The following is a 12,100-nucleotide window of genomic DNA, read 5'->3' on the forward strand; positions in this document are numbered from 1 at the left end:
GTAGCCCTCCCTGTCGGGGGGTTGATCGCCGGCGGGATCGGTGATGCGGCGAAGGCCGGGGTCGGGGCCGCGGTCAATGGTGTGTGGGGGGTTATCGTCGCGCAGTTCACTACTGCGGGAGTGAATCTCATCGGCAATTTGATGGATGCGTGGCCGAAAATCTCGAAGGTGAACTATAACCAGGCGGGGTTGCACGACGTCTACACGCTCTGTACGGGGCTGGGTGCGATTGTTGCGGTGATGGTGCTGCTGATCGCGATTGTGCGGACGCAGTTGGCGGCGGACGGCGGGTATGTGACGGCGGCGTTGTCGGGGCTGGCGAGGGCGACGTTGGCGATCGCGGTCACCGAGACGGTGGTGCAGACGGGCGCGGATCTGTCGGCGAACATCTGCCAGTGGATTGTCGATGCGACTCATGGGGATCAGAAGGCGTTCCTTGAAGATGCGAAGGCGGTGATCAAGAATGAGCCGACGCCGGCGCTGGGTCTGGTGTTCGGCCTGCTGTCGATTCTCATCGTGCTGGTGTTGTGGGCGGAGATTCTGATGGTGAAGGTCGCGATCGGGGTGCTGGTCGCGACGGCGCCGATCGGGGCGTCGGGGTTGTTGTCGGATCGCACGGCGGTGTGGTGGCAGCGGCAGGCGATGGCGACGTTCCGGCTGCTGCTGGTTCCGCCGTCGATCACTTTGTGTTTCGCGATCGGGTTCCGGGAGGCGAATGGGGCCGACGGTCTGACGCAGGTGATCGTGGCGTTGATGACGTTGGCGGCGGCGGTGTTGTGCTGGCCGGCGCTGGCCCGGTTCTTCGCGATCGACGTGGATGGTCAGGTCTCCGGTGGTCTGGGTCTGCTGATCGGTGCCACGTCGGGTCTTGGTTCGCGGATGTCGAGCATGAATGGTGGGGGCGGCGGGGGCGGCGGTAATCCGCTGGATCCGGCGATGCTGCAGCGGATGGGCGGCGGGCAGGCCGCCGGGGGTGCGGCGGGCGGCGCGGCCGGTGGTGGCGCGGCGGCGGGTGCCGCGGCGGGGTTTCTGCCGATGGCAGCGATGGCGGCGACGGCCGCGGTGGGTGGTTTCCAGCGCGGGATGGGTCGTACGGCGGCGCACGCGGGCCTGGGTGGCATCGGCGAGTCCGTGGACACCCCCTGGCTGCGCGGCCGAGGCGGCGGGGGAGGGCGTTCGGCATCCCGCCCGTCGGCTCGCCCGACCTCTGCTGCGGGCGGTGGAGGTGGTGGGGGCGGTGCGCCGTCGGGGGCGCCGGTGGCGCCCGCGCCCGTTCCTGCCGGTGGGCCGCCGTCGGCGCCGCCGGGTGGCGGTGGGACGGAGGCCGCCGAGGCGGAGGCGCCGGTGCCGGTTGGTGACGGCGGTGCGGAGCTGGGTGCGTCGGCGGTGCCCCGGCCTGGGGATGGCATGCCGATCGCGAAGCCACCGCCCGCCGCCCCGCCGGTGCTGCCCGGGAAGGAACAGCCGCAGGCGGTACCGGCTGAGGAGCAGCCGGACGTGGTGCCGGCGCAGGTACCGGACGGCCGACCACCGGTCACCCCACGCCCCGCGCAGCCTGTGGTGGTGCGTAACCCGGGCGGGATGGGCTGGGGTAAGCGCCCATGAGTTCGGTCGAGACCTATCACGGGTGGAAGCGAGACCGGGCGGGGTCGTGGGCGCTGGGGCTGAGCGTCCCACGGGCGCTGCTCGTCGTCGCCGCCGTGATGATGACCGGGTTCGTGGTCGCCAACGGGGCCTGGTCGGCGGTGCCGGTGGTCCTGCCGCTGGCGGGCCTGATGCTGGTCGCCGCGTGGATGCGGGTGCAGGGACTCGCGGTCGGGGAGTGGATGCTGCGCATGGTGCGGTTCAGGCGGGCGAAGGCAGCCCGGGAGACCTGGTACGCGGGGGCCGCGTGGCAGCCGGCCGCCGACCCACGGGACCCCGCCGGGCTGCCCCGGGCCGATCTGCCCGGGGTGCTGGCGCCGCTGCGGTTCCTGGAGGAGGAACTCGGCGCGGGCACGCCGGTCGCGGTCGTGCACCATCCGTACGAGCAGTCCTACACGGTGGTGCTGCACATCCAGTTCCCCGGTCTGGCATTGGCGGACGCGTCGTCGGCGGCGCGGCGGGTGGGAGCGTGGGGGGCGCTGCTCGCCGGCTGGTGCGAGGAGGGCAAGCCGGTGACGCGGGTGGGCCTTTACCAGCGGTATCTGCCGGAGGACGGCGCCGAGCTGGTGCAGTGGACCGCCGCGCACACCACCCTCGACGCCCCGCCGCTGGCGGCCAGCACCGCGACGGCGCTGCTCGGCGGACAGCAGGTCTGGCAGTCCCGCCACGAGGCCTACCTGACGGTCTCCCTGTCCCAGCAGCGAGCCCGTTCGGCGATCAAAGCGGCCGGCGGCGGCGACACCGGGGCGGCGGCGGTGCTGATCCGGGAGGTCGGCGCCGCACTCGACCGGATGCGCTCAGCCGGCATCGAGGTGCGCCGCTGGCTGGGAGTGCGCGACCTGGCCGAGGTGATCCGCACCGCCTTCGACCCACACGCTGCCGGCCCACGGGCCGCGCACCGCGCCGCCGCCGGCGACCCGGCCTGGGCGGGCACGGCGCCGGGGGTGGACCCGGAACTCGCCGGCCCGGCGGCGGCCGAGGCGAAGCTCGGCTCCTACCATCACGACGGCGGTTACTCGGTGACCTACCAGGTCTACGAGTGGCCACGCTCGCCGGTCGCGGCCGGCGGCCTGGTACCGGTGCTGCGGTCGACCGCGACGGCGCGGCGCGCGATCGCGATGGTCTACGAACCGCTCCCGCCCTCCCAGGCGGAACGCGCGGTCCTCGGCGACATCACCCGCTCGTCGTTCTCGGTCAGCATGCGTCAACGCACCGGCGGACTTGTGCGCACCAGCGAACGGCAGGCCCTCGCCGACGCTCAACGTCAGGAAGCGGAGAACGCGCTCGGCCACGGCCTGGTGAAGTTCGCCGGCTACCTCACCGTCACCGTCACCGACCCCGAACGTCTCGAGGAGGCCTGCGCGGAGCTGGAGGCGGACGCGGCCGGGCAGGGCTGCCGGCTGGTCCTGCGCCGGCTGTGGATGGCCCAGGACGCCGCCTTCGCCACCACCCTTCCCCTCGGTCTCGGCCTGCCCAGCACCCGGGCGTGGGCATGAGCCGCGCCGCCCGGGCCCGGGCCCGGGACCTGACCTCCCTTCCGGCCCGTTCCCTCGGCGAGCTGCTGCCCGCACCCCGCCCGGCGCCCGCCCCGCCCGCCGAACCCGACGGCGCGCCGGCGCCACGCGCGTGGGTGGCGCGCCGCGGCCGGCGCGGCCCGTTCGGCGGCCGGGCCGCGAACACCGCACAGGCCGCGGTGTGGCGCGGCTCCACCGCGTCCGTCCAGGGCCTCTACCCGATGCTGACCCGCGCCGGGGTGCCGCCGGTCGGCGCCTACATCGGCTACGACGTCATCACCGGCGCGGCGTTCTCCTGTCATCCCGTGGAATGGCTGCACCGCGGCCTGGTCCGCAATCCCAACCTGCTCGTCTCCGGTAGCCCCGGCGCCGGCAAGTCCGCCACGCTGAAGGCCCTGTCGCTGCGGCTGTCCCAGTTCGGTGTGTCCACCCTGGTCCTCGGCGACCTCAAGGGCGAGTACGGCCCGCTCGTACGCGCCGTCGGTGGCACCGTCAGCGAACTCGGACCCGGCCTGCCCGGCCGGCTCAACCCCCTCGACGCCGGCCCGCTGGGCACCCGGCTGCCCACCGACCCGACCCTGCTCACCGAACGCCTCGCCGAGATCACCCGCCGACGGCTGCGGCTGCTCGTCACTCTCGTCGCCGCCCGCACCCCCGTCGGACCCGAGGACGAGACAGTCCTCGCCGAAGCCCTGCGTCTCACCACCGGTGAGGACCGCGCCGCGACGACCCTGGCCGACCCCACCATCCCCGACGTCCACCAGGTGCTCCTCGACGCCCCCGACCCGCTCGTCACCGCCGTGCGCTGCGCCTCACGCGCCGAGTTCGTCACCCTGTTCCGCCGGGTCACCGACGCGCTCGGCTCGATGGTCCGCAACCTCGCCGGCATCTTCGACGCCCCCACCACCGTCGCCCTCGACTTCGATGCCCCCATGCAGTCCGTCGACATCTCCCGGCTGTCCCAACGCGGCGAGGACGCGGTCGTCGTCGGCCTGTCCTGCCTGTCCACCTGGGGCCAGGCCGCCATCGACGAACCCGGCCGACTACGCATGGTTATCCGCGACGAGGTGTGGCGCCAGCTCCGCGCCGGCGTCGAGTTCGTCCGCAAGATCGACTCCGACCTGCGGCTGTCCCGCGCCGAAGGCACCATCCAGGTCCTCGCCACCCACCGCCTCGCCGACTTCGAGGCCGTCGGCGCCGCCGGCTCCGAGGCCGTCGCCATCGCCCGCGAGCTCGTCTCCTCCTGCGACGTGCGCATCCTGCTCGCCCAGGACACCCGGCCCCTCGCCGACCTCGCCGACGCCGTCGGCCTCACCGACGCCGAACGCGGCCTCGTGGCCTCGTGGGGCGGCGGGGACCGCGGCCGCGGCCTGTGGAAGATCGCCGGACTCGGCGGCTACCCCGTCCAACTCGTCCTCACCGACACCGAAGCGCAGCTTTACCACACCGACGAACGCATGGCCACCTGATGACCAGACCCGGACCATCCGCCGGGGGAGGGGCCCGCGACGGCCTGCTGCTCCCGGCGCTGATGATCGCCGCCGGCACCGTCTACCTGCTGTGGCGGACCTGCACCCGCCTCGGCGGCCCGGCCGGCTACGTGCTGTTCGCGCTCCTGCTCGCCGCCGCGGCAGCCCTGTTCACGCTGGCCGCCCTCGGCCTGCGACGGCTGCGCGCCGGCGGCTCGACACGGGTACGTCGCGACGCCTCCGCCCGGGCCGTCACCGCCCGCGCCGCCCACCTACGCCCCGACCTCGGCAGCGCCGCGACCGCCGCCGACGCGGCGATCCGCATCGGCCACCTCGGCACCAGCGGCGTGCACGCCACCGTCGAGGACGGTTGCCTCATCGTCGGCCCCGCCCGTTCCGGTAAGACCCGCGGCCTGCTCGCCGGCGCCGTCATCGACTGGCCCGGCCCCGTCGTCGCCACCTCCATCCGCCCCGACCTCGCCGCCTGGACCGCCGCCGCCCGCGCCCGCACCCACGGCCCGGTCTGGGTGTGGAACCCCTGGCAGCCCACCCCGCCCGTCGGCGAGCCGCTGCGCTGGGATCCCACCGCCGGCGCCGACGACCCCTCCACCGCCCTGCGCCGCGGCCAGGTCCTCGCCTCCTCCGCCCAGATCGGCGCCGGCACCGAGAACGGTTCCGACTGGCGGCAGGTCTCCGCCATCGTCCTCGCCGCCTACCTGCACGCCGCCGCCCTCGCCGGAGCATCCATGCGCGACGTGCTTGCCTGGTCCTCGGACCCCGCCGACCCCACCCCCGTCACCGCCATCCGCCGCGCGGGCCTGGCCACTCAGGCCTGGGCGGAATCCCTCGCCCGCTACTCCACCGAGGACCCGCGGATGCAGGCCAACATCTTCTTCGGTGTCCGCCTCGCCCTGGCCTCCCTGTGGGACCCCATCGTCCTCGACGCCGCCTGCCCGCCCGCTGGCACCGGCTTCGACCCCGCCCGGCTGCTCGCCGGAGGCACCGTCCACATCCAGGGCACCCCCGCCTCCCAGGAGACCATCGGCCCGCTCACCGCCCTGCTCGTCGACGAGATCATCGAGATCGGCCTGCAACGCGCCGCCACCTCCCCGGGCGGGCGGCTCACCCCACCCCTCGGCCTCATGCTCGACGAGGCCGCCAACATCGCCGCCCTACCCCGCCTGCCCGACCTGTTCAGCTACGGCGGCGGCTCCGGGGTGTTCCTCATGGCCGTTCTGCAGTCCCTGAACCAGGCCCGCCGCTCCTGGGGCGAACACGCGGCCAAGGCCATGTGGGACGCCGCCACCTACAAACTGATCCTGCCCGGCGTCTCCGACGTCCGCGACCTCGAGGACCTCTCCAAGACCGCCGGCGAATACGACGAACCCACCGCCTCCGTCTACACCCGCGGCGGCCTGCTCGGCGCCGCCGCCTCCGGACCCGACCAGGTCAGCACCAGCCTTCGACGCCGCCGGGTCCTCGAACCCGACGAGATCCGCAACGCCCCCCTCGGCAACGCCCTGCTCCTCCCACGCTCAGCACCCCCGACTTGGATCCGCCTCCAACAGGTCGACCGGCGCCGCGACGGCGCACAACTCCGCGCCGACCACGACGCCTACTACCCCCATGAACGGACCAGCCCATGACCGCCCCCGCCCGCGGCCAGATGGACGAACTCCTCGACGTCGTCTCCCAACTCGTCGACCGTGTGCTGGCCCTGGAAGAACAGGGCGCCCGGCGCACTACCCACAGGACGGACCGGCCCGGGACGCCGTTTCGCTGGGAGAACCTCGACCCCGACCGGCTACGCTCCACCTGGCAGGAGTTCGGCGACTGGGTGCGCTGGCTGACCGAACGCTTCCGCATCGACGACATCCCACCCTGCTGGTACCGGCACGGCGACCTCGTCGAGGAACTCACCGGACTCTGGCTTGCCTGGCAGGCCGCCTACCATGACGACCGCCCCGACGACCCCGTCCGTTGGCTCGACTGGCTCGCCCGCGCCCGGGCCCGCTTTGCCCGACGATCCCCCCGCTGCGGCGCCGGCACCCACAAGGAACACGGCGTGGGACCAATCCACGACGACAGCGACTTTGCTGCGTTCGTCGCCCGGCAAAGCACCAGAGCCACAACGGCTGCGGCGGCCGGAAGCTGAGCACCACCCCATGCGTCAGCCGTAGGGATCTCTGAGACGGAATCGCCATGAACAATGAATCGCCGCCCCTGGCTCAGATAAGCCTGCTTGTCCTTTACTGTTCCGACCTGCCGTTATCCCATGATTTCTACCGGAATCTCGGTTTGGCGTTCGAGCGTGAACGCCATGGAGCCGGTCCGGAGCACTATGCCGCGGTCCTGGCCGGGGGTGCCGTCCTCGAGCTCTACCCGGCGGGTTCCGGCCCAGCGACCGGGCGGGCCAGGGTAGGCCTGACCGTCTCCCACGCCAGCCTCGGAACTGTTTTTCCCCCAGGTGACCACGTCCTTCGTGATCCCGACGGGCGTGCCGTCGACCTGCACGTCACCCCGTGAACGCGGCTGAGAAGGAGCCCAACGTGGTCGACTACGCGGCCTTGGCCCGCTCGATCCTCGGCGAGGACATCGCCACGACGATCGAGTCATTCCCGTCCGGGGCGGTCGTGATCGACGTCCGGGCAGCCGACCGTCACGCAGCCATCGCCGGCAGGCCCGGCGCAGCGGAATGGGGGGTGTCCGTCGATCCATCCCCCGAGCAGGCGTTCACCGGCTACGAACATATCGTTGCCTCCGCCGAAGCAGCCTTCACTCTCATCCGCGACGCCTTCCGCACCAGTCGGTGACCGGGAGCAGACAGAGCATGAGTACGCCCCATCCTCTGCCTCTGCCTCTGCACGAGCGTCTGCAAATCGTCTACCACCGGTTGGATGAATTGCCGCCGCCGGCCAGCGCGCAGGAAGCACTGACTCAGCTCAACACCACCCTGGACGCCGTCGAGGACGAATACAGCGGTGTGCCCCGCGACCCCAATCCGGGGCTCAAGTTCGACGGCCGCATGTACCCACCCCGCGACGACTACATCAACCGCCAGCCCGACGGTGGTCTCGAGGCTGTCACCAAAGGCAACATCATCAAAATCGGGCCCACCGGGGAGACGACGATCCTGAGTCGGCGATCAGAAGAAGTCGTTTACTACCGGCCTGCTGCAGACCCGGTCTCAGCACCCGAGCGGAGCGTCTCCGGCCGGATCGCAGATCTGAAGCACCGGCTTGCACAGACAGCCCCCGAGCCGATGCCAGAGCAGGGACCCGTACCTCCACGCGAACATCCCTTTCCGGGTCCGGATATGGATCCGGGCGTCGGCGTGGAAGGACCAAGCCCCCTGAGCTGAGAGGCAGACAGAAAAAAGGGAGAACGTGTAGACGCCGATCCAGGACGAAAACGAGTTTGAGTCTTCGTCGATCCGCAGATCGCAGCCGCGACCAGAGCAGTAGGGGATGATGGAGACATGACCGACGAGCGGGATGGTGTTCTGGGCGGACTTGAACCGTTCGAGTGGGACGATGTTGTCGCGGCCCGCTGTGAGATCGCGGTCGAGGAGGTCAACCAGGTCGTTGGTGGCTACGCCGCCCTGTTGTGGCAGGCCCGGCACAACCGTGCCGCCTACTCGGCCACCGACGTGGCCGCGTGGGAGGCCCAGCAGACGGCCTTCATCGCCCGGCGTCGCGCGCTGCGCCCCACCGATCCCGCGTTCATCGACGAGACCCGCCAGGCCGCCGCCGAGGCACTTGCCTACCTGCGGCAGTTCCGTGGCTGAGGTCGACCGCACCCGTTATCTGCTTTCCGACGCCGACAACGAGGAGATCTTCCGCGCGGCGATCGTCCCGCGCGAGTACGGCGGCAGGCCGGCACAGGCCACCCCGGTGGTCGTCTTCGTCGCGGGGCAGACCGGCGCAGGCAAGACCAACACCTCGCTGATGGCCCGTCGCGCCCTTGACCAGCGCGGCGGCGCGATCAGCATCGACCTTGACGTGCTCAAGCCCTACCATCCGCGATACCCCGCGCTCATGGCGGCCGACGACACCACCGCCGGCGCATACACCAGTATCGACGGCCGCCGGTGGATGGAGAAGGCCCAGGAGTGGGCGATCAACGAGCGCGTCGACGTCATCATGGAGTCGGCGATGCGGCTGCCGGACGAGTTTGAGCAACCGGCGCGGCGGTTCGCCGCTGGCGGCTACCGCGTCGAGGTGCTCTTCCTCGCCGTACCCGCTGCGTGGAGTCGGCTCGGGGTCCTCGACCGGTACTGGCAGCAGGTGGCCACCCACGGTCACGGCCGACCGATCGACCCGGCCGTCCACGACGCCTCCTACGCCGGCATCCAGCGGGAGGCCCAGGCGATCGACGCCGGCACCGTTCCGGTCGACGTCACCAGCGTGGTCCTTCGAGGGAACGCCGTCATTTACCACAACAGCCGCCAACCCGACGGCAGCTGGCGTGAACCTCCGCGGGCCGCCGAAGTAGTCCACACCGAACGTACCCGGCTTTGGACACCTCAGGAGACCGCCCGGTTCACCACTGCCGCACGTCAGCTGCACGCCCATGCCAGAACCCAGGACGAACGGGAGGCGGTGGGCGCCGTCGTGGACCTCGCCCGACCGCATCTGGCGCACCCTTGGACCAGCAGCACCGCCCCCACCGCCGACCTGCTGGCCGAACCCGGCCAGACCGGGCGGCGCCTGGCTGAGATACGCGATCGGCTGGCCAGCTCCCCGCCACCAGCCCAGCCCGTCCCAAACCCGGACCCGCTGCAATCCCGGCCGGCCCATCCGGATCCGGCACCGGATACCGGACCCGACCACAATCCGGAATTCGGACCCCGGTAGGCGGTGGCGGGCGGGTCAGGGCTTCTTGGTGGCCTCCAGGGCGTCGAAGGTCTTCTGCCAGGGGAACATGGCCTTCCACGCCTCGATGTCGGGGACGTTCTCGAGGACGACGCCCTCGTAGTCGAAGATCACCTCGACGCCCCAGGAGCGCAGGGTGGCGATGTTCGCGAGGAACGCCGGGTGCTTGGCGTGGGTCGGGTTCGGCGGCAGCGCGACGATGATGGGGATACCCGAGCCGATTGTCTCGTTCAGCAGGCTGAGCGCCAGGGTGTCGGAGATACCGGTGGCAAACTTGTTGACCGTGTTGAACGTCGCCGGAGCGACCACGACCGCGTCGGGGATCGGGCGTTCCTCGTCGTCGTCCTCGACGAGGACGTACTCGCTGCGCACCGGATGCCCGCTGAGGTTCGCGAGCAGCGCGGTGTCGATGAACTTCAGTGAGGACGGAGTCGCGACGACACGGATGTCCCAGTCGGCCGTGGCCGCCTGGCGGACGAAGGCTGGGAGGTCGCCAGCGGGATATCCCCCACCGCAGACGACGATGTAGAGCGCGCGTGTTCCGACAGTCATGGTGGGGTACCCCATCTGCAGCGTGCGGAGAAGGCCGTGTCGTCGGTGCCGATCATCATTCTTACGCGGCCAGGGCCGCTACCAGGCAAAATCGCGAAAAGTAGGCACGAAACGTCCTAAAAGGTCCGATAGTGCTGATCCCGGCGGCCGGGGCCAGGGCCCACGGCGGCCGGGAACAGCGACGGGCGTGGGCCGTCAGATCCGGGTGAAGGCCTCCGCGTCGCGGCGGAACCGGTCGAGCTCGGTGAGGCTGATGGTTGGACGGGCCTGCCGCGCCGCGTCGATCAGGTCCTCGGTGCGCAGCGGCGACGCGGCGGGATCGGCGTGGCCGGGGCCGGCCGCGTCGGAGTCGGGCTTGCCGGGCTCGAAGCCGCCGTCGGTCGCCCGGTGGAAGGCCGCGGCGGCGGAGCGCTGCACGACAGCGGTGAGGTCGGCGGGGGTGAACAGGTCGGTCGCGGCGACCACCGCGTCAAGGTCGATCTTCGCCTTGTTCGCGACCCGGTCGAGCAGCCCGGCCAGCAGCACCCGCCGTCCGGTCGCGTCCGGCGGGCCGACGGGGAGCACGAGGTCGAACCGTCCGGGCCGCACGAACGCCGGGTCGAGCGCGGACACCGCGTTCGTCGCGCAGATCAGCAGCCGTCCCTGCACCCCGCGGAACAGCGGGATCGCCTTAAGCAGCTCGTTGACGACCGACTGGTTCTCCGGCCGGGTCTCCCGCGACTGCGCGATCTCGTCCACCTCGTCGATGAACACGACGACCCGCTCGACGCCCATCAGAGCGTTGATCGCCGAACGCAGCTCCGCGGCCAGCCCGCTGCCGCCCGACGCCAGCCGCGACGGCAGCAGCTCCACGAACGGCCACTCGAGGCGCGCCGCCACCGCCCGCGCGAACGACGTCTTGCCCGTCCCCGGCGGCCCGAACAGCAGCATCGCCGTCGGGATGACCACCCCGTACGCCTCGGCGAGCTCGCGTTCGCGCACCGGCAGCAGCAACCGCTTCTCGATGAGCGAGCGCTCCTCCTCCATCCCGGCGAGGTTCGACCACTCCGACGTGCTCAGCAGCGCGCCGCCCCAGCGCTCGACGGTGGACACGTCCGCCGGGCGCAGCGGGATCTGCTTGTCGTAGACCATCTGCCCGGTCGCCGCGAACCCGCGGTTGAGGAACGCCTCCTCGTCCGACTGGCCCGGCGTGATCAGCGTGGTGATCTGGCGGCAGCCGACGTGCAGCAGCTGGTTCTCGACGCTCTGCAGCAGACCCGACCCGATGCCGTGGTGCCGCCACGCCGGCGCGATCGCGACGGTGAGCACCCGGCCCCTGCCGCCCTCCTTGCGCCCGACGGCCGCCCCCACGATGTGCTCGCCGGCGATCGCGACCACCGCCGGCGACTCGGTGTCGGGCGGTTCGTGCCGCAGGGCCAGCACGGTGTCGGTCAGGTTGATCGGCGGACCGCCCGGCGAGCTGCGCACCTCCTCGAGCAGGCGCACGGTCGCCGCGTAGTCGACGGTCTCGTAGGGACGGATGTGCCAGATGGGCACGCTGGCTCCTCAAGGTCGGTCACCGACGGATCGTCACGCACGACTCTGCATCGCGGGTAGTGACGAACCCACCGGGACCGTCGGAGCTTTCTGGCGGGACCTTGGCACCGGCACCGGTTGACCTACGCCGTGTCCCTGCCCGGGGGCGCTCCCCCGGGCAGGGTCGCCACGGTGTCCGGCAGAAGCCCGAGGGCCGCGCATCGCGCCGCGAACATCCTGGTGGACGGTGGTGGACGAGGCCGCGCGGCCCGGCCGTGACGCCGCTCGCCGGCACCTTCGACGGACGGGCCTGGCATCCCCGTTCGGGCGGTCCGCGCAGCCCTCACCCGAGCCCCCACCGAGGGCCTTGGATGCCCGATCGGGCCCGCCCCTCGTCCGTCGGCGCGTCAGACATCCCATGTTTTTGAATGTCAAGCGGCGACATCGAGTGTGACGTTTTGTGGCCAGGCGGTTGCCTCGCTGTAGGCGGTCTGGGTCTTGAGGCAGCCGTGGAGGATGCCGACGAGCCGGT

Annotated in this window: 12 protein-coding genes; 10 read left to right on the plus strand and 2 right to left on the minus strand. The window is 71.6% G+C overall.

Annotation, left to right across the window (positions count from 1 at the left end):
* Window positions 1-21 precede the first annotated feature (21 nt).
* The 10 genes from AC6EXY_RS30445 to AC6EXY_RS30490 all read left to right on the plus strand — a co-directional run bounded on the left by AC6EXY_RS30445 (window position 22) and on the right by AC6EXY_RS30490 (window position 9,483).
* On the plus strand, window positions 22-1,605 hold the full coding sequence (locus AC6EXY_RS30445; protein WP_499818797.1) for a hypothetical protein: 1,584 nt from the start codon (window positions 22-24) through the stop codon (window positions 1,603-1,605).
* Window positions 1,602-3,140, plus strand: coding sequence for an SCO6880 family protein (locus AC6EXY_RS30450; RefSeq protein WP_101833199.1), 1,539 nt, complete (start codon window positions 1,602-1,604; stop codon window positions 3,138-3,140). Before AC6EXY_RS30445 ends, AC6EXY_RS30450 begins: the two co-directional genes overlap by 4 nt.
* Window positions 3,137-4,627, plus strand: a complete 1,491-nt coding sequence (locus AC6EXY_RS30455) for a putative type IV secretion/conjugal transfer ATPase (protein ID WP_101833200.1) — start codon at window positions 3,137-3,139, stop codon at window positions 4,625-4,627. The genes AC6EXY_RS30450 and AC6EXY_RS30455 overlap by 4 nt, the downstream gene beginning before the upstream one ends.
* Entirely contained in the window at window positions 4,627-6,273 is a 1,647-nt protein-coding gene (locus AC6EXY_RS30460) for a type IV secretory system conjugative DNA transfer family protein (RefSeq protein ID WP_499818932.1), read from the plus strand. Before AC6EXY_RS30455 ends, AC6EXY_RS30460 begins: the two co-directional genes overlap by 1 nt.
* A complete protein-coding gene (locus AC6EXY_RS30465) occupies window positions 6,270-6,782 on the plus strand; it encodes a hypothetical protein (RefSeq protein ID WP_101831785.1) in 513 nt (170 codons plus the stop codon). Before AC6EXY_RS30460 ends, AC6EXY_RS30465 begins: the two co-directional genes overlap by 4 nt.
* Before the next feature lie 47 nt (window positions 6,783-6,829).
* Window positions 6,830-7,153: a VOC family protein gene (locus AC6EXY_RS30470; protein WP_101831784.1), complete on the plus strand. Its 324-nt coding sequence runs from the start codon at window positions 6,830-6,832 to the stop codon at window positions 7,151-7,153.
* Between the two features lie 23 nt (window positions 7,154-7,176).
* Window positions 7,177-7,440 (plus strand): hypothetical protein, encoded by a 264-nt coding sequence (locus AC6EXY_RS30475; protein ID WP_133150653.1) that lies wholly within the window; start codon window positions 7,177-7,179, stop codon window positions 7,438-7,440.
* Between the two features lie 17 nt (window positions 7,441-7,457).
* On the plus strand, window positions 7,458-7,988 hold the full coding sequence (locus AC6EXY_RS30480) for a hypothetical protein (RefSeq protein WP_133150652.1): 531 nt from the start codon (window positions 7,458-7,460) through the stop codon (window positions 7,986-7,988).
* A gap of 117 nt (window positions 7,989-8,105) precedes the next feature.
* Complete coding sequence (locus AC6EXY_RS30485; protein WP_165818358.1) at window positions 8,106-8,414, plus strand: hypothetical protein; 309 nt, start codon at window positions 8,106-8,108, stop codon at window positions 8,412-8,414.
* Window positions 8,407-9,483: a zeta toxin family protein gene (locus AC6EXY_RS30490; protein ID WP_165818357.1), complete on the plus strand. Its 1,077-nt coding sequence runs from the start codon at window positions 8,407-8,409 to the stop codon at window positions 9,481-9,483. The genes AC6EXY_RS30485 and AC6EXY_RS30490 overlap by 8 nt, the downstream gene beginning before the upstream one ends.
* 15 nt (window positions 9,484-9,498) lie before the next feature.
* Here AC6EXY_RS30490 and AC6EXY_RS30495 read toward each other — a convergent pair whose 3' ends face one another.
* Together AC6EXY_RS30495 and AC6EXY_RS30500 are read right to left on the minus strand one after the other, a co-directional pair.
* The gene (locus AC6EXY_RS30495) at window positions 9,499-10,053 is read right to left on the minus strand and encodes a flavoprotein (protein WP_101831787.1); all 555 of its coding nucleotides are present in this window, start codon (window positions 10,051-10,053) and stop codon (window positions 9,499-9,501) included.
* 195 nt (window positions 10,054-10,248) lie between these two features.
* Entirely contained in the window at window positions 10,249-11,589 is a 1,341-nt protein-coding gene (locus tag AC6EXY_RS30500) for an ATP-binding protein (protein ID WP_101831781.1), read from the minus strand.
* Window positions 11,590-12,100: the final 511 nt, after the last annotated feature.

This window comes from Frankia sp. RB5, from assembly GCF_059816245.1.

What these genes read in the sequence shown, in the direction of transcription:
- AC6EXY_RS30450 (WP_101833199.1), top strand. Translation starts at nt 1,602, where the DNA reads ATGAGTTCGGTCGAGACCTATCACGGGTGGAAGCGAGACCGGGCGGGG.
- AC6EXY_RS30455 (WP_101833200.1), top strand. Translation starts at nt 3,137, where the DNA reads ATGAGCCGCGCCGCCCGGGCCCGGGCCCGGGACCTGACCTCCCTTCCG.
- AC6EXY_RS30460 (WP_499818932.1), top strand. Translation starts at nt 4,627, where the DNA reads ATGACCAGACCCGGACCATCCGCCGGGGGAGGGGCCCGCGACGGCCTG.
- AC6EXY_RS30465 (WP_101831785.1), top strand. Translation starts at nt 6,270, where the DNA reads ATGACCGCCCCCGCCCGCGGCCAGATGGACGAACTCCTCGACGTCGTC.
- AC6EXY_RS30470 (WP_101831784.1), top strand. Translation starts at nt 6,830, where the DNA reads ATGAACAATGAATCGCCGCCCCTGGCTCAGATAAGCCTGCTTGTCCTT.
- AC6EXY_RS30480 (WP_133150652.1), top strand. Translation starts at nt 7,458, where the DNA reads ATGAGTACGCCCCATCCTCTGCCTCTGCCTCTGCACGAGCGTCTGCAA.
- AC6EXY_RS30485 (WP_165818358.1), top strand. Translation starts at nt 8,106, where the DNA reads ATGACCGACGAGCGGGATGGTGTTCTGGGCGGACTTGAACCGTTCGAG.
- AC6EXY_RS30495 (WP_101831787.1), bottom strand. Translation starts at nt 10,053, where the DNA reads ATGACTGTCGGAACACGCGCGCTCTACATCGTCGTCTGCGGTGGGGGA.